We start from the raw sequence: 20,825 nt of genomic DNA on the forward strand, positions 1-20,825 counted from the left end.
CGTTCATGGAGACGACCGTTGCCGGACGGCCTGGAAGTCCGGCAACGGTCGAAGTAACTCACCCGGCTCCGCCCTCGCTGGGCGGGTGCTTGGCACCTGCGCCCTGACCGGTGGTTGTGAGGAACGAGCCGTCAGGTGCCTTCTTTAGCCACCGGCTTGCCCACGGCATCGGAGATGTGGTCCAGCAGGGCCGACTCCCGAGCGCTGAAGAAGGCCTGGAAGTCGTCGGCCTGCAACAGGCGGGAATCGATCCAGTGCCTGTCCACCAGGTCGAGCACTTTCTCGATGGGAACGCCCGCCTGTGCCGCGAGTCGCGGCAGGTAACGGGACGGGGCGTCCCCGCCGATGACCCTGTTGGTGTGAGCCGACAGCGGGGTTTTGTTGATGATGGAGTTGTAGTCCTCCTTGGCGATCCCCGCCCGCTGGCACCAGGCCTGGGGGAAGATGTGGTGGATGTCGATGGCGTCATCGAAGTAGGTGGCCGCGTTCATGCTGTGCGCGGAGAGCCAGTCTTGGGCGCCTTCGGCCATCAGCAGGGCGTACAGGCCCTTGTAAGCGGCACTGTTGCGGGTGCGCAGCGTCCGCAGCCGACCAGGGGCGAACTGCGCCTCCTGCACCGTGCGCGGCTCCTCCTCCGCCCCGCGGACCCAGTCGACGACCTCGGGGAGGTCACGGGCGAAGCGCGTCTCGGTGGTGCCGCCGTACAGCTCACCGAACACTCCTGACCAGAACCACTGGGCGATCTTGTGTTCGGCCTCAACGGTCTCGGCCTCACGGCCGAGCACGGCGTAGATCGCTGACAGCGGGATCAACTGGGAGCCGTACGGCAGGAACTTGGTGTCGAAGATGAAGCGCCGGTGCAGGAACTTGGCCGCGGCCTGCAGCCCGCGCACGATCTCCGGCGCCCAGCGGCGATAGTCGTCCAGCGGTAGCCGCAGCATGTCGGAACGCCGGCAGCCGATCCGGGGAGCGCGCTCCGCCTCGCCGGTGTATCCGATCCGCCGGTGGTAGGTGGCCAAGAGGGTGACGGCCTGGAGGAAGTCGGTTTCGGAGACCTCCCAAAGCACCCGGTAGGCGCTGTCGTCCTCCCAGGCCGCGCGGCGCTCCCGCCAGTTCTTGCGCAGGTCGAAGTCGTCGGCCGCGTAGGTGGCGGTGAGCAGCTCGAAGACGGTCAGAGTGACCCCGCCGGTATTGACCTTCTCGAACACCTGGCAGATCGCCTCGCGGGCGGTGTCGGCGCCCAGCTCGATCACCGGCATCAGGTACTGCTCGAAACGCCGCACGAATTTCCGGTTGAAGGTGTTCCAGAGCTTGATGACGTCTTTGTCGTAGTCGTGGTATTCCTGAAATCCGTTGGCCCAGTCGTCCGGATCGAACACCTTCTCGAGGGGGAACAGCCTGGCCTTGTACTCCTGCTGCGGGGTCGTCAGGTCGAGTTCGACGTCTTTGCCGAAGTTCGTGCGGACGACTCGGTCCACGGGGATGAAACGGAAAGCCTCCTCACGGTCTTGTGTTTCGTTGAGCGCGGCTTCGATATCGACATAGAACCAGCCGGATATCTCCTTTCCCTTGTCGTCCTTCGTGATCACCGGGCGTCCCATCAGCAGCGCCTGGAACAGCGATGTCAGCCGCTGTTGGCCGTCGAGCAGCAGGCGTTCGGCCTTGGCGCCGGGGGGAATCTCGGCTCCCTCGATCGGCCGCTCCTTGAAGTGCGTGGGACCGCCGGTGCGCAGCATCATGATCGTGCCGACCGGGTACCCCAGCGAGATCGACGCCAGCAGGCCGGTGATGTTGGGCTCCGGCCAGACCCAGCCGCGCTGGAACTCGGGAAGCTGGATGCGACCGGTGCGGACCTGCTTCAGCAATTCGTGGAGGAATTCTTTTTCGATACCGAAGGTCTCCACACTCACGCCGGTCGGCCCCTTTCACACCAATGAATTCACGTCACGGAACGGCAACCGAGGACGATGAAGATCGCCTGTGGCCGCGACTATGGAGCATAGCCGTGTGTTCGGTTCCGCTCTGGCTGTTTCCGTCGCCCGGTATGTGTTCGTGATCGGCCGGGGCGGTGGGCGGTGACTTGTTCCAGGCGGAGCCGAGGCGGGGCGGTGGATGCCGTGTGGGTGGGCGGACGCCCCGGGCGTCTGAGGACTGAGCCTTATTCAATGCGCCGTTTCCGTGGACGGAGGACTCGCAAGCAAGGGCGATGCGGTGACCTGGGAGGACACGCACTCAGACAGCACCGGGGTTCCTGTTGCCGATACCCGGGACCGCGACCGGCCGTGGCGTGCTGTGCAGAAGCCTGCTCGGTTCGCTGTGCAGGCGCGGGTGCGGGTCGCGTCTCCTCGGCGGATGGCAGGATGTTTCGCCAGGTCGTGTCTGGGGCGTGACAGGGCGCTTTCCGGGTTGGTCTCCGCTGAGAGCGCCGGTCTTGACTGCCGTCAGGAAAGGGTTGCTTCGTCCGGTTTGTGAATGTGGTCCGGTGGAGCGTGGACAGGGGAGCGGTGACTTGTGGACGGGCCTTCCCGTGGCCTCTTTCGAGGAAGGCCGTCGCCTGGGCGGCCGGCGGAATGATCCGGAGCGGTTCGAGCGCACGAAGGCGTTGATCCTGGAGATCTACGACGCGATGGGGAGTGCCGAGGAGAGCGGTGGGCCGTACAAGAGCCTCCTTGACCCGCCTCCGGGGCAAGGGCCGCGCCACCCGGAGAGGTGACGGCGCCGCCCTGCCGTGCTGGTCCGGAGAGCACGGCAGGGCGGTTTGCTGGTCAGCCGCTGTTGGAAGCGCCGGCCTTGATCGTCGTCAGGAGGGTGGCCCACTCTGCGCGGTTGACGAGGATGATCCGGTCGGGATGGCCTTTGGAGTCGCGGATGCCGATGGTGTCATCGGAGGTCCGGGCGACTTCGACACAGCAGCGGTCGGGGCCGCTGTGTCGCGACTTGCGCCAACGAAAGCGCTGCATGGTTACCCGTGAACTTCCTTGATCCGGTTGAGTAGCCTGCTCCAGTCGTGGGGCGTGAACTCCAGGACGACGCGGGGGATCTTCCTTGGAGGCTCGGACGCCGGTGGTGTTGTTGGGGGCTGCCTCACCTCTACACGAGTTGCCACTAGGCTCGCTGGATAGTGACTTGCGCCAGTGGATGCGCTGTACGGTCACTCGCTACTTTCCTTGATCTGGCTGAGTAGCCTGCTCCAGTCGTGGGGCGTGAACTCCAGGACGACGTGAGGGTCTCCTTTGGAGTCTCGGACGCCGATGGTGCCGTCAGCGGCTTGTGCTACCTCCACACAATCCCCGTTCGGCTCACTGTGCCGTGACTTGCGCCAGCCGGTGAAATCCCTGGTCATAGGCCCGATCCCTTCTGCTCGATTAGCCGGTCGGCCATCCGCTCGAGGAACGCCAGGCTCTCAGCGGGAGGCAGTGCGGCTTCTCGGACACGGTTGTACACACCGGTATACCGTGCAACCTCACGTCGCTGGGTGAGGATGAGGTCGGTGGTCACGGTGTCCACCACAGCTATCTGGGGGTCTGCAGGGTCGGGGAACGTGTAGAGCGAGAAAGAACTCTTGGGCAGGAAGCCACCGGGGATCGGGACGTTGTGGGGAAGTATGCGGATAGTGATCTGTGGCTTGTCGGTAAGGATGCTGACGAGATGACGGAGCTGTACGGCCATCACTTCTGCTGGCACGGCAAGCCGGTGGAGTACGCACTCGTCCAGCACGGCCTCGTATGTAGGCCCGTCTTCTTTCAGTAGATGCTGCTGGCGGCGTGCGCGGGCCTCAGCCATCCTCTCCGGTATGTAGTCGAGCGGCCCTTGACACTCGTCCAGTGCGATCATTGCGCTTATGAAGTCGGGGTGCTGCAAGGCAGTGGGCATCGCCGTCTGGTTGTAGCTGCGGATTGTCTCCGCACCCGACTCAAGATCGGCGTACAGGCGCTGCCGAGGCCCCATGACCTTGGCGTACTGGTCCCACCACCCCTTCTGAGCGGCGGTCCGGGCCAGATGAATGATCTTGTCGTACTCCTTGCCGGTGACGTTCAGCCGTTCCAGCATGCCCATGATCTCGAACGCCTCGGGGCGGGTCTGCGCGGTCTCCAGTTTTGAAAGCTTCCCCCGCGACTGGAAGACGGTCTTGGCCACCTCGTCCGCCGTGAGATTGCGGTCCTCGCGCAGTTTGCGCAGCGCTTCGGCCAGACGAAGCCGGCGAACGTAGGGGCTGAACATCACTGGCCTCCCCGATGAGCGTCCATGGCCGTAATTGCTTGACTACTTGACGTATAGCCCACGACTCGGCTGGTCAGGACGCGTCCGCTGAAGATCGGTCAGGCCGCATGTGGCCAAAAAAGAACCGTCACGCTGCCGGGCCGTTCCGCTGTCGGGTCGTTCCGCAGCCGAACCGTTCCGGTGCCGGACGGTGAAAAACCGCCAAGGCACCAGGGCCGGGCGTCGAATCAGCGGACCGGGGGCGCGCTGTGGTGTGAACATGCCATTGCCAAGCGTGACCGCCTGTCGATCACACACCGAACGTCCTGCCCAGGAGGTGCCCTGTGCTCTTGATGAATCCCCCTGCCGCCGGGATGGCCCCGCCCCTGTACTGGCGCCGGGACTTCCCCGGCGGCCTGATGCAGGCCCGCGCCGCCCGCCGTTTCGTGGCCTGCCTGCTGGAGGGCTGCCCGTTCCTGGACGACGTCCTGCTGGCCACCGACGAGCTGGTCGCCAACGCCGTCCGCCACACCAAGTCCGGCCAGACTGGCGGCTCCTTCACCGTCGAGGTGCTGCGCACCCCGCAGTGCGTCGCCGTCTCCGTCGCCGACCAGGGCGGCCCCGACGAACCGGTCGCCCGCGAGGCCGACCCGCTGGCCGAGTCCGGCCGCGGCCTGCGCACCGTCTCCCTGACCGCCACGAGCTGGGGCTGGCACGGCAACTCCTCCGGCCGCACCGTCACCGCCGTCTTCGAAGGGAAGTGGCCCGCGTGACCCCTCAAGGAAGACCGGCGGCCGGCGGCGGGCGAGGGGAGGCGCCCGGCGGGAAACCCCCGCTCGCCCGGCTCCACCCGCACCTGCACGCCCGGGTGCGCGCCCTGCTGACCGCCGCGCTGCGCGCCGACGCCGCCGCCTTGGACGCCGCGGCCCGCCACATCGGCGACGCCCACACCGCCGAGTTCGCCCGCCACTCCCGCCGCCTGGCGCTGGCCGCCGGGGCCGCGTTGTCGTCCGTCCTGGACGCCCACCGCCCCGTCACCGTGACCGGCGCCGAACTGTGCCGCGAGTGCCGCACCCACCGCTGCCGCACCCTGGAACGCCTCCTGGACGTCCTGGACGCCTACGCGGTGCACCCGGCCGAACTCGACCGCGCCGAGGCCTGGCGCCGCGCCGACCGCTACTTCAACAACGGCGCCGGCCCCACCGCCCCGGTGGCCATCGAAGACATCGGCGACGCCTTCGTGGCCCGCGCCTTCGTCCCCGACGCCGAACCCGCAAGCCCCCTGCTGGTCATCGACCGCCGCACCGGCCACCTGTCCACCTGGCCCCCGATGCCCCGCCAGGTCCTCATCGAGCGCTATCGCCGCCACATCCGCGGCCACTCCCGCCCGCCGGGCCCGCAGTGAACCCCGCTGCACGCTCGGACCGGCGGCGGTGCCGGACGACCTTCGGCACCACCGCCTCGGAGCGTCCGCCCTTACCGGAAGCGGGGCGGAAAGAAGCATCCGGCGTGCTCCAATCGAAATCGAGCACACGCGCAGGGAGGACGCACCGATGAGCGAGGACACGCCGCCGCCCCACGCCGAACAGAACCCGCAAGAGGCGTCGGATGCCCGAGCGTTCCCGACCCCGACCGGCCCCTCCGCCTCCTATGGCTTCGCCGAAATCGTCTCGACGGTAGGCCCCTATGTCGTGGACGTCGCGGCCTACCTCGGCGCCGCCGCGCTCGGCGGGATCGTCGGCAACCGCGCCGACGCGGGCACGGTCGCCGCCGTCCGGCGCATGTTCCAGGCCGTCCGCGACCGGTGGCGTGAGCGGAGCACCGACCCGGCCGCCCCGCTCACCCGCGAGGAGGCGATCGAGGCCGCCACGGCGGCCGTGCTCAGCCAGTCGCTCTCCTTTCCCTCATCCGACGACCTGCGGGCCATACAGCAGCCGGACGGGTCCTGGCGCATCGTGTTCCACGAAGACTCCCGCCCGGCCCTGACCGTGACCGTGCCGGCGGGCGACCCCGGCAGCGCCATGATCGTCGTCGTGGTGAACTCCGCCGCCGAGTTGGGCTCTGGTCCGTATACTGATGTGCTCGCAGCCCAGTCGCCCACTCTTCCTGACCGGGAGGCGCCCGGTCACCGGTCCTCCATCCGAGACGCGATCAAGAACTGGCTCAGACGGTTGCGGAGCAGGCCGCGCGGCCGGTGACGCTCCCCGCAGGACCGTCGCCCGGCGGCTTCGGCGAAACCTTTCATGAGTGGAGGCCTGCGCCTATTTCCCGCGTCCGCCGCTTCTGCAAGGCCCTGTCCACCCGGTGGCGCTGTTCTCGTCGCGTGTGCCGGACTTTCGACCGGTGATGCACCGGACGGCCGGTCGCTGCAGCGCATGTGATCGTCCTGCACACGCGTTGAAAAGCGCCTCGCTTTCCAGCAGATCGCTCGTCGCTGAGAGACGAGAAGCGCTACATGCGCGCCGCTCCGGCCGGCCCGGTCGGCACTGGATGGATCCCGACCCGGCGGCCCATGGCGGGTGCACTCGCAAACCGACCGCCGTCAGGCGGTTTGAGCGGCCCTGTTGGTCATATCGGATGTGACCGTGGACCAGTCCTGGCGGTCGTTGTCGTCGGCGTCCCAGACGTGCACGTTGCGCATGATTCTTTAGTCCGGCTGAATCAGGAATGAGAAAGTCGCCCGGCCGTCCAGGTCACTTGCGTTCTCGTCGGCGTCTTCGTAGAAATCGACCCGTCCCGATACCGTGACGACGTCTTGGGCGTCGGCCTGATAGTTGTGGAAGACCTCCGTGCGACGGTCGTCGCCACATGTCATCACGATGCGGATGCTTCTGACGCCCTCGCCGGCGACGATCGATATCAGGAATGGGCGGCTGCAGCGCCGGTCAAGGCCGTCATCGTGGTCGTTGGACGTGATCGTGACGCTGCCGTCCACACGGCGGTCCTGCCAGGCGTCGGCCGCTGCCTGGGTGGCTGGGACCACCCCCATCGCGAGCGGGATCGATGCCATCGCGGCAACGGTCTGCCAAGCCGCCTTGCGTCATCTCATCACCGTTTCTTGCCGCCCTGTGTCACGTGGGACGTCCTGTAGCGTTCCTGGTGTCATACGGGAATGGTGTATTTGTGTTTGGAGAACGATGGTTCTGTGTGTTGGCTGAGGTTTTTTGGTGCAGCGTTAAATGTTTCGGGTTGCGGTAATGGCGGCGTATATCGATTGAGTGTTTTCAATGCGCCGTTTCTGTGGCTCAGGCGGATACGTTGTAGTCGAGAGGGCAGTGACCTGCGGTGGCACGGTACCGTGCACCACTGGGGGTCTCCTCCCGGCCACTTGAGACCACGTGTTGAAAATTTTCATTGCGCCGCCTCGGCTGCACCGCTCCTCCCGCCGGCGACGCTCCTCATAGTGCTTGTGAAACGGTGCCTTTAAAGAGCTCAAAGAGGTGTTCCCGGCAAGGGGTGCCGCCCTGCTCAGGGGCGCTGGCGTCCCAGCCGCGCCGACTTCTCGGCCGTCCGGTCCGCGGGTCATGCGGTGCCTGACTCAGAGCGCGTGCCTTTCCGGCCGTCATAGCGAGCCTTTCCCGGCGGGCACGAGACGGGTCTGGCAGCCGGAGACACCGCTGTGATCTGTGATGATATGGCATCGGACACCGCAACGGCTCCCGCTCTCCAAGGCCATCTGCCAAAAAGGATCGGCGTCCGGGCCCGAGACGATCGGATGCTTTCGCTGTTTCACGAAGGCCCTGGGAATGGCCGCTGTGGCCGATGGGGGACATTCGCGGTGTTTTCGGTGCGGGCCGGGGCGTCGGTGGTGATGCTGACAAGTATGGCGAGGCGGAACAGGCCAGGGAGGGGGCGGCGGACAGCCCTGCTGCTGGCTGGGCTGGCCGGGGTGGCTGGGCTGCTGGTGTGGATGATCGCGACCGTGGTGACGGAGGACCGGGAGCGGGCCGCGTGGGTGGGCGGCATCGTGGCTGCGCTGTTCGGGGCCTACCCCGTGGTGGTCGGGCTGGTGGAGTCCTACCGGAGAGGCCTCGCTCCCCGGGCGGCTCCATCGACCGAGGAGCTGGAGCGGGCCGCGGGGTCGCTGGCCGGACTGGTGGCCGAGCAGTGGAGTGAGGAGGCCAAGGCCCGGCTGCTGGACGACCCCGATCCGATGCCGGTGCGGTGGCGGGCCACCGGACGGACCGAGCTGGTGGACCACCCCGTCAACCGCACCTCCGGAGTGCCGGACCAAGTGTCCAGCGGCGACGCCCCCGGTCTGGTGGAGTATTTCCGGGCGCTGCAGAGACGGCGGGTGGTCATCCTCGGCGGCCCGGGGAGCGGTAAGACCACGCTGGCGGTGCAGCTGCTGCGCGGTCTGCTGGAGAGCCGGCAGGCAGGGGAGCCGGTGCCGGTGCTGCTGTCGGTGGCCGGCTGGGATGTCGACCGTTACCCCCGCCTGGCCGGCTGGGTGGCCGCCGTGCTGGAACGGGACTACCCGGCGCTGCGCGCCTCGGACATGCCGGCGGACGCGGCGACCTGGTTGGCGAGGCGCGGGTACATCCTGCCGGTGCTGGATGGACTCGATGAGGTACCCGTCCCCGTCCAGGCCAAGGTGCTCGAGGTGCTGAATCGATCCCTGGCCCGCGACGACCAGGTGATCCTGACCTGCCGCACCGACGAGTACGCCCAGGCCGCCACCGCCGGGGACGTGCTGACCTCGGCGGAGGTGCTGGAGGCCGAGCCGCTGTCCCCGCAGGCCGCCGCCGACTACCTGCAACGCTGTCTGCCCTCGTCGCGCCGGCCGGCCTGGCAACCGATCCTCGACCGGCTGCGCGCCGCCTCCCCGGCCCGTCCGGGATCGGGCGGGCCGCTGGCCGAGGTCGTGGCGACACCGCTGGGGCTGTGGCTGCTGCGCGCCGTCTACGTCGACCAGGGGGGCGCCGACCCGTCTCCGTTGCTGGATGAGCGCCGCTTCCCCACCCCGGCCGCGCTGCGCGGCCACCTGCTCGACCACCTCATCCCCGCCCTCCTCAGGGCCCGCCTGGCCGGCGACCTGGAGGAGGGCCCCAGGGCGTTCCAGCCCCGCGAGCGCCACGACCCAGATCGCGTCCGCGCCTGGCTGGGGTACCTGGCCCACCTCCTGACCGAGCAGGGCACCCGTGACCTGGCCTGGTGGCGGCTCGCCGCCGCCACCTACGCCGCCACGCCCGCGGGCAGGTTCGCGGCCAGGATCATCCTCGCGAGCGCGGCCTGGCTGGTGACCGGGGGCGTGGCCTGGGTCGTGTGCGGTCTCATGAGCTGGATTAGGGGCGGGTTCACGAACGCGATCGTGACCGGTGCCATGGCCTGGCTGGTATTCGGGGCGATGGGCGGGCTGCTGGCCGGGATCATGGCCGGGGACGCCGCGAAATATTGGGTCCGCGACCTTCCTGGATATGCCGAGTTGCGGCTTCGTCACCGGTGGGGCGAGTTCGTGCGCCGGGCCACGTTCGAGTTCGCGATCCTGCTCGCGGTCGGAATCATGTTCGCGATCATCTGCGGGATCATGGTCGGGATCTCGGAGGGGGCCAGGGCCGGAATCACCTCCGGAGCCGCGACCTGGCTCACCTCCGGCCTCACAGGCGGGATCGCGGTCTGGCTCATCAGGATGTTCATGCAGTGGGCGGAGAAGCCGACGCCTGAAAGCCGGGTCACCACGCCGACGGCCAGCTGGGAGGCCGATCGGACTCTCAATTTGCTCCGCATCGGCGTCACCATGCTCGTGTTCTGGATCGTGGTCGGGATCGTCCTCACTCTCACCGCCGGCCCTGCGATCGGAGTCGTGTTCGGAATCGTGTTCGGCGTCATGGCCGGGACCACGGCCGGCGTGCGAGGCGGCGACCACCGGGCCTGGGCGGCCTACGCGGTGGCCACCTGGTGGCTGAGGTGGAAGAAGTTGCTGCCGCGGAGGCTGATGCCGTTCCTGGACGACTGTCATCGGCTCGGGCTGTTGCGCGCGGTCGGCCCGCTCTACCAGTTCCGCCACGCCGAGTTCCAGGACCACCTGGCCGCCGGCTACCGGCGCACCCGCCGGGCCGCAGGCGACGAGGGGCGCCGGAGGGAGCGGACCGTGTCGGATTCCGCCGGAAGGTAGGGCGTTCCAGGTCCTCGCGCCTTGTGAGCCCGTCGTCACGAGCCTCATGGCCTGACCGACACTTGCTCATGTAGGTGACCGCTCTCTCCGTGATATTCCTGCTCCGAAGAGTCCGGGAGAATCTGGAGGGAAGGCGCCATCGCCTGTCTCGGGCGGCATCATGAACGACACACCACCTCGGACAATAGGTCTGTCATGCACTTATGCTGTGCCTGCCCGGGGTGCACCCCGCCACCCGCTCGATGCTGCGGCGGCTGATCCTGCGGCTGGACGGCGTGCGCCCGCACACCCACGGGACGCTGCTGCCGCGCTGGACCCCCTCCCGTCTCAACGCCCGCTACCGCACCGCCCTCCGCCTGGCCGAACTCATCTTGCGCTCCGGCTCTTATGAGCACGAGGACGGCACCGTGGTGCGGGTGGACGGCCTGCTGCTGACAATGTGGAAGGTCTTCGAGGACTTCCTCACCCGGGCGCTGCAAGAGGCGCTGCGCCCTCACGGCGGACGGACCGAACTCCAGGACGAAAGCCGCCACCTCGACCACGACCGGCGCATCCAGCTCAAACCCGACCTGGTCTACTACACCCCGGCCGGCCCGCCCGGCGCCGTCCTGGACGCCAAGTACACCTTCCAAAAGGAGCTCAGCAAACGGCAGGAGCACCTCTACCAGGTGCTCGCCTATTGCACCGCCTTCCAGACCCGGCGCGGCTACCTGGTCTACGCCCAAGGCCCGAACGCCCCGCAGACCCACCGGATCTCAGGAGCCGAGGACATCCAGCTCACCGAGACCGCCCTCAACCTGGACGTCCCCATTCCGCAACTGCGCGCCCAGATCACCCGCCTGGCGCGCGACCTGGCGGGTGCCGCCGTCGGGCCTGCAGATCGCCGCCCGCTCACCGAACCGGTGCTCACTGAAGCGGCTCTTTGAGGCACCGGCCGCAGGATGTTGGAAGAACCTCAAGCGGGATTGTCCGACTGGTGGCTCCAAGCTCGGCCGGCGCCGTGAGCATGACCGTCGTCCGGTGGCCGGTGAAAGGAGACGAGAGCATGGCATTACCGCCCGCGGGCATATGAGGAGACCTCAGCACATGCCGCGACGGGCGGTAATGGCGCGTGAGGAATCAGAGAGCCAGGTTACTTAGACGGTCCTGTTGGCCACGTCGAATCTGATCGTCGACCAGTCCCGGCGCTCGTTCTCGGCGACGTTCCAGACGTGCACGTTGCGCGTGACCCGCCAGCCCGGCTGGATCTGGAACGAGTAGGTCGTGGTGCCGTCCAGGTCGTTGGTGTTCACCGAGTCGCCCTCGTAGAAGTAGACGGTCCCCCACACCGAGATGACGCCCCGGGCGTCGGTTCGGTAGTAGTGGAGGAGCTCTGTGCGGATTTCGCCACCGCATGTCGTCGTGGTGCGGAATCCCCTGGTGCTGGGGCTGACGACGATCGACATCCGGACCGTGTGGCTGCAGCGCTGGTCGGAGCCGAACGTCTCATAGTCGTTGGTCGTGACCGTGATGGTGCCCTCTAGGCGCCTTTGCTGCTGGACATCGGCCACCGCCTTGCCGTTCGGGAACACCCCCAGCGTGAGCAGCATTAACGCCGCTGCGGCAATGCTTTTCCGGGTGGCCTTACGCCATCTCGTCTCCATCCTCCGCCTCCTTGTGGTGCTTTCGGGTAGCGTATGACGTTCCTGACGCTATGGGGGAACAGTGCAATTGGCAACCAAGGGTGAATTTTGTTTGAGTAAATGATCCGGCGATGCCTTGAATGGGGTATTTTTGGATGATGGTTCAGGGAATATCGGGTCGTGGCGGTGTGTATTTACCGTCTGGCCCTCTACGTCATGAAACGCCGCATGGCGCTTGCGGAAAGGGATGGCCGAGGAAGATTTCGCGGTGATTTTCGTGCTCAGTCCCCTCCTCGGCCGATTCGGGCGCATTCCGGTACGTTCACGGCGTCGATACCGAAGACCGCGGCATAGCACTCGGCGGTCCTGCACCCGCCGGCCGGGCGATGCCCGGTGATGAACAGGGGCGCGGTCTGCTCGCGGCAGCCGAATGGCAGGAGGCCGAAGCGGCGACGGCTCGTCCGGGGCGAGGACGCCTGCGGTCACCCCGGACAGCGAAGCCGGGAAGGCTTTCGAGCCGGCCGGGGCGCCTCGGCTGCCGGTGCGGGGCGAGGCGGCGGGCCGGGCAGGCGCTTGAACGACGGCAGCCGCTCCGGGCTCACCGGGACGGGCCGGCCGGTGCGCGAGCCGTCCACGAGCAGGCCGGGCGGTGCCTTCGCCCTGATGGGAGGCGGCACGGTGCGGCCGCCGCCTCATCTCGCCGGAAGAACCTCAGGCGCCCGCAGCGGCGGTGATCTTGAATGCCCGCAGGACTGTCTGCTGGAAGTGGTCCATGGCGATGTCGACGCTGCGGATGAATCCGGTTTCTTCGGCTCCGCGTTTGGAGCCCATGCCGGTGGCGAGGGTGAGGCGGAAGGAGGAGATGTTTCCCTCGTCGGGGACGAGCAGGCCGGGCTCGGTCCGGGAGGCGCCGAGCAGTTCGCAGGGGCCGGTGTTACATCCGGGGGTGAGCGCCTCGATGCGCAACTCCGGCGGGGCCTCGGCCAGCCGGCGCAGCAGCCACTGCACGCGAGACAGGGGGCGGGCGCGTTCGGCGGCCGGGACCTCGACAGTGGTTTCGATCTGCCCGGTGCGCAGATCGGCCTCGATCCGGATGGGGTTGGGGGCGGTGGGGATGCGGATGTCGGCACCCATCCGTCCTTTTTCGGCCAGGGACGCCACTGTCTGCATCCGGCGGACGGCCGCATCGTCGGTGCGTCGTTTCCGCACGACCGGGGCCACGTTCACCCCCAGCTCAGGCATGGCTGGCGGATCGGTTTCTCCCAGCTTTCGGCGACCTGCAGGGCGCGTTTGTCGCCGATCCGCAGAGCGCCGGCGGTGACGGCGTTGCGCACCGGGACCCAGGCCGGTCCCATGTCCTGGAAGCCGTGGCGGCCGGCGTTTCTTTGACGCAGGTAGTGCAGCAGCTCGCCCAGCAGCCAGGCGTGTACCGGGTTGGCCAGCCCGTGGTGGTGGCAGAGCATGTGCGCCTCGTGGGCGACCTCGGCCCCTATGGGTGGCGCAGGGCGACTTTCTTGAGCTTGCGTTTGCCGATGGCCAGAGGGTGCTCCCCGTCCTTCGACGGTTCCCCAGGTCGGGGAACCATCGCCATCCGTATGGGAAAGGGGGAGTGAAGGAGAGTCGGCATTCGTAAGGAGGTCCGATGAGATCGGATTTCGTATCGAGGTGAAGAGCCACGAGGGGAATTCGTTTCATATCGGTCCTGGTGGCTTCTTCCTGGTGGAAGCAGATGGCACGAAGCATGAGCGGGCCGGTTCCGCTTCGCTCGAGTTCGCCGATCTCAAATCGGGGCAGCGTGTAGAAGGTTATGTCGTTTTTCCGAAGATGAAGTCCTTGGCCGGGCGTCCATAGTGTTCGAGGAGCAATTGCTCGACCCGGACCGCCCCTCATCATCCGGCGGCTGCCCGGCCGCCCCTGACGCCCTGCGGGCGGGGTGCGCACCGAGCACCCCACCCGCATATCGCTCCGAAGCAAGGTCGCTGAGCTTTTCCCGTGCCGTTCCCCAAACCGGGGCGGGGAGGCGTTGCGATCGCCGATGGTTTGGCTTCGGCCTCCCAGGTCACGTGCTGCACGAGACCGCACGGCGGTCAGGCGCAGGGCCGGGCCGGTCAGCGTTTGCGGGCGACGCCGCCGTAGTAGTAGACCGCGTGCGGGTCGGCCGGCGGCTCGACCGGGCGCCAGGCGGCCAGCGGGACCACCCCGGGGTCGAGGATCTCGTGGCCGGCGAACAGGTCCTCCACCTGGGCGCGGGTGCGCGGCACCAGGGTGATGCCGGCGGAGGTGGCGGCCTCGACGGCCTGGGCCACGCTGTCGGGGTCGAAGTCGGCGGTGGGGTGGGAGATGACCAGGCGGCTGCCGGAGGGCAGGGCGTCCATCAGCTCGGCGACCATGGCGCGCGGGTTCTGCTCGTCGGTGAAGTACATCAGGATCGCCACCAGCATCAGCGCCACCGGCCGGTCCAGGTCCAGCGTCTCGGCCAACGACGGGTGGTCCAGGATGGAGCGCGGCTCGGTCAGGTCGGCGTGGATGTAGGCGGTCTTGCCCTCCGGGTGTCCGGCCAGCAGGGCGCGGGCGTGGGCCAGCACCAGCGGGTCGTTGTCGACGTAGACCACCCGGGAGGCCGGCTCGATCGACTGGGCGATCTCGTGCAGGTTGGGGGAGGTGGGGATGCCGGTGCCGATGTCGAGGAACTGGGTGATGCCCTCGCCGGCCAGGTGGCGCACCGCGCGTTCCATGAACGCGCGGTTGGCCCGGGCCATGGCGGGCAGTGTGGGGATGGCCGCCACCATGGCGTCCCCGAGCGCCCGGTCGGCCTCGTAGTTGTCCTTGCCGCCCAGCCAGTAGTCGTAGACCCGGGCGGAGTGCGGGACGTCGGTGTTGATCTCGGTCATCGAAGGCTCCATCGGCTCGATGCGCACATCGGAACGCAAGATCAACTCTGGCCCGCCGCACCGCACCGGGGCAACGTGACCTTGACCGGATCAATACGGTCTTTTGACCTAAAACTCCACTCGGCGACCGTTACTGCATCTGCCTGGGAGAATTGCACGGCGTGCGGCGCCGATGCGCCGGCGATGGATTGACCTGAATTTTGCAAATGATCGATCCAAAAATGCCGTTTTTTCGCCGAAGAGAGCTGAATACCCGCTTAAGGTGATGTGCATGCCGGAGGCAGTCACACTCGAACAGGTCCACCAGGTCGCCACGCGGCTGTTCGCGGGGCTGGGCTATGACATGACCACCCTGGACCTCGTCGCCGACGCGCTGGGCGTCCCCACCGCGACGGTGGTCGAGCTGACCGGGGGCAAGCGCGAACTTTATCTGCAGGTCATCAACCGCGGCTGCGAGGAGAAATACGCCGCGGTACGGGCGGCATTGGCGGAGGCCGAACCCGGACGCGACGCGGTTCACCGGTTCACCGACGCCTACCTGGACTTCTACGCCGAGCACCCGGACTTCCTGGCGCTGTGGACGCACCGGTGGGTGTCGGACGCCTCGGACGTCCCGGAGATCGAAGACCTCTACCTGCGGCCCCTGCTGCGCCTGGCCGCCCCCAAGATCCGGAGCGCGGTGCCCGACGACATCGGCCCCTACGGGCTGCTGGGAATCGTGCTGTGGTGCGTCTCCGGGTTCCTGAACACGGGCATCCTGGCCCCGGGAGGACGCGGCATGATCAAGGCCGATGACCCGGACGCCATGAAGTTCTTCCGCGACATCCTGCACATCGTCATCGACCGGATGCTGGCCCCGCCGCAGCCCCACACGTGACGGCCCGGGGCGCCGGGCTGGCGGCGCGGTCAGGGCGCGTACTAGGCTCCACACCGCTGGCCGCACCCGCGCCTGCAAGGAGCGCCCCGACCGATGAGCCGGCCCCACGGACCGGAGGACCCCCAGGACCCTCCCTGGCACCGGCTGCGCGGCGGCGCCCGCAAGGCCGTCGAGACACTGGGCACCGGGCTGCTGCGGCACCCGGCCAACGCCGGCCTCCTGGACCGCCACAGCCCGCAGGACCTTCACCGGGCACTGCTGTGGACCGTCCAGCGGCTGCTGGTGCTGTTCCTGGCCGAAGACCGCGGCATGCTGCTCGACCCGGACGCACCCGAGCAGGCCCGGGAACGCTACCTTGCGCACCACTCCACAGCCGTGCTGCGCCGCCGGGCCGCCGAAGCGGGCGGCGGGCACGGCCGGCTGTGGCGGTCGCTGCGCACCGTCATCGACGGCCTCGGCGGCCACGACGGACTGCCGGAGCTGGCACTGCCCGCCCTCGGCGGCATCTTCGCCCGCACCGACGCCGACCGGGTCCTGGAGGACACCGAACTGGACGACGCCGACCTGTGCGCGGCGGTCCGGGCGCTGTCCCAGATCCGGCACGGACGCCCCGCCCGCCCCCGGCCCATCGACTTTTGCCGCCTGGACGTCGCGGAACTGGGCGCGCTGCACGAGTCCCTGCTGAAGCACCGGCCGTGCCGGCAGAGTGCGGCCCGGCGGCGGGCGTTCGTCCTGCTGCCGGCCGGCACCGGACGCAAAAGCGGCGGCTCCTACTACACGCCCCCCGCCCTGGTCGACTGCCTGCTGGACTCGGCGCTGGACCCGCTGCTGGACGAGGCCGTCAAAACCGGCCGCACCCGCCGCGAACAGGAACGGGCCCTGCTGGCGCTGACCGTCTGCGACCCGGCCTGCGGCAGCGGCCGCTTCCTGGTCGCCGCCGCGGGCCGGATCGCCCGCCGCCTGGCCTTCGTCCGCACCGGCGACCCGCAGCCGCCCCCCGCGGCGCTGCGGCGGGCCCTGCGCGAGACCCTCACCACCTGCGTGTACGGCGTGGACCTCGACCCGCTGGCGGTCGAGCTGGCCAAGGTCGCGCTCTGGCTGGAGACCGGCGAGCCCGGCCGGCCGCTGCGCTCGTGGGACGAGCGCATCAAAGTCGGCAACGCCCTGCTCGGCGCCACCCCCGCCCTGCTGGCCGGCGGCATCCCCGACGCGGCCTTCCGGCCGCTGGAGGAGGACGACCGCGCCCTGACCGCCGCCCTGCGCGCCCGCAACAGGGCAGAACGCCGCAACCACCCGCCCCTGCGCGCCTGGACCAAGACGCACGCCGACGCCTGGTGCGCGGCCTTCGTCTGGCCCAAGACCCCCACCGCCCCGCCGGCCATCACCACCGCGACCCTGCACGGCGACCTGCGGCGCCTCGCCCCGCGCACCCGCGCCGAACTGGAGGAGATCACCGCCCGGTACCGCTTCTTCCACTGGCCCCTGGAATTCCCGCAGATCTTCACCGGCGAGGCGGGCGCCGGCGGTTTCGCCTGCGTGCTGGGCAACCCGCCCTGGGAGCGCGTCAAACTGCACGAACGGGAGTTCTTCGCCGCCCGCGACGAGCAGATCGCCGCCGCCCCCGACGCCGCCGCCCGCCGCCGCCTGATCGCCGCCCTGCCGGAGCGGAACCCCGCGCTGCACGCCGCCTTCACCCGCGCCCGCCGGCAGGCCGAGGGAACCGCCCACTTCCTGCGCGCCTGCGGACGCTACCCGCTGACCGGACACGGCGACCTCAACACCTACGCCGTCTTCGCCGAAGCGGGCCGCTCGCTGCTGAACCCCCGCGGCAGGATGGGCCTCATCGTCCCCACCGGCATCGCCACCGACGCCACCACCCGCCGCTTCTTCCGGGACGTGGTGGAAAGCGGCTCGCTGGTCTCGCTGCTGGACTTCGAAAACCGCCGCCGCCTGTTCCGCGACGTCGATAGCCGCTTCCGCTTCACCCTGCTGACCCTGGCCGGCCCAGACCGCCGCGAACCGGCCGCGCAGTTCGCCTTCTTCCTGCACGACCCCGCCCAGGCCCAGGACCCGCGGCGGCGGTTTTCCCTCACCCCCGGCCAGATCGCCCTGCTCAACCCCAACACCGGCACCTGCCCGTCCTTTCGCGGACGCCGGGACGCGCAACTGGTGCTGGAGATCTACCGGCGCGTCCCGGTGCTGCGCGGCCCAGGCTGCGACCCGTGGGGGCTGTCGTTCCGGCGGATGTTCGACATGTCCAACGACGCGCACCTGTTCTGGACCCGCGACCGCCTGGAGGACCCCGCCCAAGAAGGCGGCCCCTGGCGGCGGGAGGGCAACTGCTATGTGCGCGGCGAAGAGGTCATGGTGCCCCTCTACCAAGGGGTGATGGCCGACCTCTACCAGCACCGCGCCGCGGATGTGGCCTGCAGCGACACCGCCGCCAAACGCAGGCACCGGCCCGTCCGCCTGACCGAGAAGGAATGGGCCGACCCCGCACGGTTCGCCCAGCCCGCCTACTGGGTGCACGCCGCCGACCTCCCCGGCGACCTGCCGCCGTGGCTGCTGGGCTTCTCCAACGTCACCAGCCCCACCAACGAGCGGACCTTCCTGGCCTGCGCGCTGCCCCCCGTCGCCGTGGGCAACGCCGTCCCCCTCATCGGCACCGCCCGCCACCGGCTCCGCCCCGCCCTGCTGGCCTGCCTGTCGTCGCTGGTGTTCGACTACTGCGCCCGCCAGAAGATCGGCGGCACCAACCTCAACTACTTCTACGTCGAGCAGTTCCCGGTGCCGTCGCCGCAGCGGTTCTGCGAGCCGTTCGCCGCCGACCCCGCCACCGCCTTCCACGTCTGGGCGGAACGCCGGGTGCTGGAACTGGTCTACACGGCCTGGGACATGGCCCCCTTCGCCCGCGACCTGGGCGATGACGGGCCGCCGTTCCGCTGGGACGCCGCCCGGCGCCGCCTGCTGCGGGCCGAGCTGGACGCGGCGTTCCTGCACCTGTACGGCATCGGCCGCGACGACGCCGAGCACATCCTGGCGTCCTTCCCCATCGTGAAACGCAAGGACGAGGCCGCCTGCGGCTCCTACCGCACCAGGGACCTGGTCATGGCGGCCTACGACGCCATGGCCGCGGCCGCCGCCACCGGCCGCCCCTACCGGACGGTCCTGGACCCGCCGCCGGGACTCGGCCCCAGGCACCCTGCGCCCGCTGAAGATCCACCGCCGTGCCGCTTGCCGCTACGGTGGCGTCGTGAGTGAGAACTACCTGCTGATCCTGGGAGACCGGGACGCCATCGCGTGGGTGCTGAGCGAGCAGCGGATGGCCTTCCCCCCGACCGCCCGCGCCGAGGTGGACCGGCTCGCCGAAGGGGACGTTCTGCTGGTGTACGCCACGCGCGGCGCGTTCGGGAACCCCACGCGAGACCGCGGACGGGTGATCGCCCGGGCGGTGGTGACCTCCCCGGTCGTCGCGCTGGAGGAGCCGGTGGTCTTCGGCGAGCGGTCCTTCCCCCGCGGCTGCCGGCTGCGGATCGAGACGCTGGCGCCCTGGGGGAGCGGAGTGGAACTGCAGCCCCTGGTGGAGCGCTTGGCGGCCTTCCCCGACCCGCGGTCCTGGAGCGTGCGGCTGCGGCGCCCGCTGCTGCACCTGCCGCCCGGGGACGCCGCGCTGCTGACGCGTAAGCTGCAGCCGGTGGCCGGCGACCCCGCCGAGCACCTGGCCGGATACCTGGCCAAGGCCCGCACCCGGGTGGCGGGCTGACCTTTGGCTCCGAATCCGGCCCGGAAAACCACGGCGCTTGCGCACCCGGCGTGTGAGACGCCGGGAAATGGGGATGATCTTGCCGGTCGGCCGGTGAAAAGGGACAGGCCGATTCGGGACTTTGGTCCCTGGTCCGGCAGGGACGCCTTGGGCCAGGCTTGAGCGGCGACTTTGTGGGAGGGCCAGGGGCATGCCGGGTGACGAACGGGTCCGCGCACAGGCGATGAGGGCCCGGCCGTATCGGGTGCTGGCCCGCTACCCCCTCGCCACCGGCATGGTGACGCTCGTCCTGGAACCGGTGCAGCCGGGCGAGGCCGTCCCACAGGCCCTGCCGGGACAGTACTGGGTGCTGCAGACCCCCGCCGGCGTGCGGATCCCCGCCATCGCCGGCAACGGCTCGGCCGGGCTGGAGGTGACCACGCTGCGGGTGCCCTGCGCCGGGCCGCCGCTGGGAGAACCCGGCACGCTGCTGGGAGTGCGCGGCCCCTTCGGCACCGGCTGGGACCTGGAGCCGGCCGTCGGGCGGACGCTGCTGCTGGTGGCCTGGGAGACCGGGCTGGTGGCGCTGCGGCCGGTGCTGGAACAGGTGCTGTCGGGCACCGCCCGCTACGCCCGCGTCCAGGTGTGGGCGGGCGGCCGGAACCCGCGGACGCTCGCGCTGCACGCCGACGCCGACCTGTGGGTGGCGCGGGGCATGGACGTCACCATCGCCACCGGTTCCCGGCTGACCATGGCGTGCGCCGCCCAGGACCGTCCCGCCCCGCCCCCGGACGCCACGGCGCTGCTGGCCGGGCCGCTGGAGATGATGCTGGAGACCGCGCAGGCCCTGGCCCGCCGCGGATTGCCGCCGCAGCGGATCCAGATGGCGGCGCACTCGCTCATCCGCTGCACCGACGCCGTCTGCGGACGCTGCCGGGTCGGCCCCGCCGACCGGCCGGTGCTGCTGGCCTGCCGCAACGGGCCGGTGTTCGGCTACCACGAACTGGCCGCCCCGCTGCGGCGCCCCTCCGGTCCCTGAGGCGGCCGGCCGCTTTTCGCTCCGCGTCCTCGCCGGCGCCGGCGGGCGACCGGCGGCGCGCGCAATGAGGTGAGCATGATCCGGCCTGCGGGCCGCCGGGCGCCGAACTCGCCGGTGGCACCGGGTCGCGTCCACGATCGGGGGAGTGCTACCCGGGAGGAGGGAGACGAGCGCGCCGTCCCGGCGGCCCGCAGGCCGCACGCGCACCGCCGGCCGACCCGTGCGCCGGCCCGGCCGTCCGCCAGTGTCACGGACAGGGACGAAGCTCATTCTGCCGAGCGGGCCGGCCGGCGCCAGGGACCAAAGTCCCTGATCCGGGGGACCTGCGGCCCGCGACGG

Annotated in this window: 19 protein-coding genes; 10 read left to right on the forward strand and 9 right to left on the reverse strand. The window is 69.5% G+C overall.

The genetic code is table 11. The features are described from left to right. Positions 1-131: 131 nt before the first annotated feature. The 4 genes from TCUR_RS09575 to TCUR_RS09600 form a co-directional block, all read right to left on the reverse strand. On the reverse strand, positions 132-1,910 hold the full coding sequence (locus TCUR_RS09575; RefSeq protein WP_012852293.1) for a GmrSD restriction endonuclease domain-containing protein: 1,779 nt from the start codon (positions 1,908-1,910) through the stop codon (positions 132-134). Positions 1,911-2,765: 855 nt separating this feature from the next. Continuing rightward, the gene (locus TCUR_RS09590) at positions 2,766-2,960 is read right to left on the reverse strand and encodes a DUF397 domain-containing protein (RefSeq protein WP_012852295.1); all 195 of its coding nucleotides are present in this window, start codon (positions 2,958-2,960) and stop codon (positions 2,766-2,768) included. A gap of 191 nt (positions 2,961-3,151) precedes the next feature. Then, entirely contained in the window at positions 3,152-3,343 is a 192-nt protein-coding gene (locus TCUR_RS09595) for a DUF397 domain-containing protein (protein ID WP_012852296.1), read from the reverse strand. Beyond that, positions 3,340-4,221 carry a helix-turn-helix domain-containing protein gene (locus tag TCUR_RS09600; protein ID WP_012852297.1) on the reverse strand — a complete coding sequence of 294 codons (882 nt, stop codon included), beginning with the start codon at positions 4,219-4,221 and terminating at the stop codon, positions 3,340-3,342. The genes TCUR_RS09595 and TCUR_RS09600 overlap by 4 nt, the downstream gene beginning before the upstream one ends. A 332-nt stretch (positions 4,222-4,553) precedes the next feature. Between TCUR_RS09600 and TCUR_RS09605 the strand changes: the two genes are divergently transcribed. From TCUR_RS09605 to TCUR_RS09615, 3 genes are all read left to right on the forward strand, one after another. Further along, the gene (locus tag TCUR_RS09605) at positions 4,554-4,973 is read left to right on the forward strand and encodes an ATP-binding protein (protein ID WP_148232972.1); all 420 of its coding nucleotides are present in this window, start codon (positions 4,554-4,556) and stop codon (positions 4,971-4,973) included. Next, entirely contained in the window at positions 4,970-5,605 is a 636-nt protein-coding gene (locus TCUR_RS09610; RefSeq protein ID WP_012852299.1) for a hypothetical protein, read from the forward strand. Before TCUR_RS09605 ends, TCUR_RS09610 begins: the two co-directional genes overlap by 4 nt. Before the next feature lie 148 nt (positions 5,606-5,753). Further along, positions 5,754-6,398 carry a hypothetical protein gene (locus tag TCUR_RS09615; protein ID WP_012852300.1) on the forward strand — a complete coding sequence of 215 codons (645 nt, stop codon included), beginning with the start codon at positions 5,754-5,756 and terminating at the stop codon, positions 6,396-6,398. 449 nt (positions 6,399-6,847) lie between these two features. On the opposite strand, the gene TCUR_RS09620 is transcribed toward TCUR_RS09615, so the two are convergent. Further along, positions 6,848-7,210: a hypothetical protein gene (locus tag TCUR_RS09620; RefSeq protein WP_041439472.1), complete on the reverse strand. Its 363-nt coding sequence runs from the start codon at positions 7,208-7,210 to the stop codon at positions 6,848-6,850. Positions 7,211-8,089: 879 nt separating this feature from the next. Here TCUR_RS09620 and TCUR_RS28340 point away from each other — a divergent pair. Together TCUR_RS28340 and TCUR_RS09630 are read left to right on the forward strand one after the other, a co-directional pair. Next, positions 8,090-10,315, forward strand: a complete 2,226-nt coding sequence (locus TCUR_RS28340; RefSeq protein ID WP_041439473.1) for an NACHT domain-containing protein — start codon at positions 8,090-8,092, stop codon at positions 10,313-10,315. A 203-nt stretch (positions 10,316-10,518) separates the two neighbouring features. Continuing rightward, positions 10,519-11,241, forward strand: coding sequence for a 5-methylcytosine restriction system specificity protein McrC (locus TCUR_RS09630; protein WP_041439474.1), 723 nt, complete (start codon positions 10,519-10,521; stop codon positions 11,239-11,241). 210 nt (positions 11,242-11,451) lie between these two features. Here TCUR_RS09630 and TCUR_RS09635 read toward each other — a convergent pair whose 3' ends face one another. From TCUR_RS09635 to TCUR_RS26010, 3 genes are all read right to left on the reverse strand, one after another. Next, the gene (locus TCUR_RS09635; RefSeq protein ID WP_148232973.1) at positions 11,452-11,904 is read right to left on the reverse strand and encodes a hypothetical protein; all 453 of its coding nucleotides are present in this window, start codon (positions 11,902-11,904) and stop codon (positions 11,452-11,454) included. A gap of 744 nt (positions 11,905-12,648) precedes the next feature. After that, entirely contained in the window at positions 12,649-13,179 is a 531-nt protein-coding gene (locus TCUR_RS26005; protein WP_148232974.1) for a hypothetical protein, read from the reverse strand. Further along, complete coding sequence (locus tag TCUR_RS26010) at positions 13,161-13,400, reverse strand: hypothetical protein (protein WP_052305475.1); 240 nt, start codon at positions 13,398-13,400, stop codon at positions 13,161-13,163. The genes TCUR_RS26005 and TCUR_RS26010 overlap by 19 nt, the downstream gene beginning before the upstream one ends. A gap of 202 nt (positions 13,401-13,602) precedes the next feature. Between TCUR_RS26010 and TCUR_RS26435 the strand changes: the two genes are divergently transcribed. After that, complete coding sequence (locus TCUR_RS26435; protein WP_148232975.1) at positions 13,603-13,788, forward strand: hypothetical protein; 186 nt, start codon at positions 13,603-13,605, stop codon at positions 13,786-13,788. A gap of 257 nt (positions 13,789-14,045) precedes the next feature. On the opposite strand, the gene TCUR_RS09645 is transcribed toward TCUR_RS26435, so the two are convergent. Next, positions 14,046-14,828, reverse strand: coding sequence for an SAM-dependent methyltransferase (locus TCUR_RS09645; protein WP_245537024.1), 783 nt, complete (start codon positions 14,826-14,828; stop codon positions 14,046-14,048). 271 nt (positions 14,829-15,099) lie between these two features. On the opposite strand from TCUR_RS09645, the gene TCUR_RS09650 reads away from it, so the two are divergent. The 4 genes from TCUR_RS09650 (at position 15,100) to TCUR_RS27030 (ending at position 20,486) form a co-directional block, all read left to right on the forward strand. Next, on the forward strand, positions 15,100-15,705 hold the full coding sequence (locus TCUR_RS09650) for a TetR/AcrR family transcriptional regulator (protein WP_012852306.1): 606 nt from the start codon (positions 15,100-15,102) through the stop codon (positions 15,703-15,705). 93 nt (positions 15,706-15,798) lie between these two features. Then, complete coding sequence (locus TCUR_RS09655) at positions 15,799-18,966, forward strand: Eco57I restriction-modification methylase domain-containing protein (RefSeq protein WP_012852307.1); 3,168 nt, start codon at positions 15,799-15,801, stop codon at positions 18,964-18,966. Further along, entirely contained in the window at positions 18,959-19,468 is a 510-nt protein-coding gene (locus TCUR_RS09660; protein ID WP_012852308.1) for a hypothetical protein, read from the forward strand. The genes TCUR_RS09655 and TCUR_RS09660 overlap by 8 nt, the downstream gene beginning before the upstream one ends. Positions 19,469-19,658: 190 nt before the next feature. Then, entirely contained in the window at positions 19,659-20,486 is an 828-nt protein-coding gene (locus TCUR_RS27030; RefSeq protein ID WP_012852309.1) for a ferredoxin reductase domain-containing protein, read from the forward strand. Positions 20,487-20,825 lie beyond the last annotated feature (339 nt).

The organism is Thermomonospora curvata DSM 43183 (assembly GCF_000024385.1).
Classification (GTDB): Bacteria; Actinomycetota; Actinomycetes; order Streptosporangiales; family Streptosporangiaceae; genus Thermomonospora; species Thermomonospora curvata.

What these genes read in the sequence shown, in the direction of transcription:
- TCUR_RS09590 (WP_012852295.1), bottom strand. Translation starts at nt 2,960, where the DNA reads ATGCAGCGCTTTCGTTGGCGCAAGTCGCGACACAGCGGCCCCGACCGC.
- TCUR_RS09595 (WP_012852296.1), bottom strand. Translation starts at nt 3,343, where the DNA reads ATGACCAGGGATTTCACCGGCTGGCGCAAGTCACGGCACAGTGAGCCG.
- TCUR_RS09600 (WP_012852297.1), bottom strand. Translation starts at nt 4,221, where the DNA reads ATGTTCAGCCCCTACGTTCGCCGGCTTCGTCTGGCCGAAGCGCTGCGC.
- TCUR_RS09605 (WP_148232972.1), top strand. Translation starts at nt 4,554, where the DNA reads ATGAATCCCCCTGCCGCCGGGATGGCCCCGCCCCTGTACTGGCGCCGG.
- TCUR_RS09615 (WP_012852300.1), top strand. Translation starts at nt 5,754, where the DNA reads ATGAGCGAGGACACGCCGCCGCCCCACGCCGAACAGAACCCGCAAGAG.
- TCUR_RS09620 (WP_041439472.1), bottom strand. Translation starts at nt 7,210, where the DNA reads ATGGCATCGATCCCGCTCGCGATGGGGGTGGTCCCAGCCACCCAGGCA.
- TCUR_RS09630 (WP_041439474.1), top strand. Translation starts at nt 10,519, where the DNA reads ATGCTGTGCCTGCCCGGGGTGCACCCCGCCACCCGCTCGATGCTGCGG.
- TCUR_RS09635 (WP_148232973.1), bottom strand. Translation starts at nt 11,904, where the DNA reads ATGCTGCTCACGCTGGGGGTGTTCCCGAACGGCAAGGCGGTGGCCGAT.
- TCUR_RS26005 (WP_148232974.1), bottom strand. Translation starts at nt 13,179, where the DNA reads ATGCCTGAGCTGGGGGTGAACGTGGCCCCGGTCGTGCGGAAACGACGC.
- TCUR_RS26010 (WP_052305475.1), bottom strand. Translation starts at nt 13,400, where the DNA reads ATGCTCTGCCACCACCACGGGCTGGCCAACCCGGTACACGCCTGGCTG.
- TCUR_RS09645 (WP_245537024.1), bottom strand. Translation starts at nt 14,828, where the DNA reads ATGACCGAGATCAACACCGACGTCCCGCACTCCGCCCGGGTCTACGAC.
- TCUR_RS09650 (WP_012852306.1), top strand. Translation starts at nt 15,100, where the DNA reads ATGCCGGAGGCAGTCACACTCGAACAGGTCCACCAGGTCGCCACGCGG.
- TCUR_RS09655 (WP_012852307.1), top strand. Translation starts at nt 15,799, where the DNA reads ATGAGCCGGCCCCACGGACCGGAGGACCCCCAGGACCCTCCCTGGCAC.
- TCUR_RS27030 (WP_012852309.1), top strand. Translation starts at nt 19,659, where the DNA reads ATGCCGGGTGACGAACGGGTCCGCGCACAGGCGATGAGGGCCCGGCCG.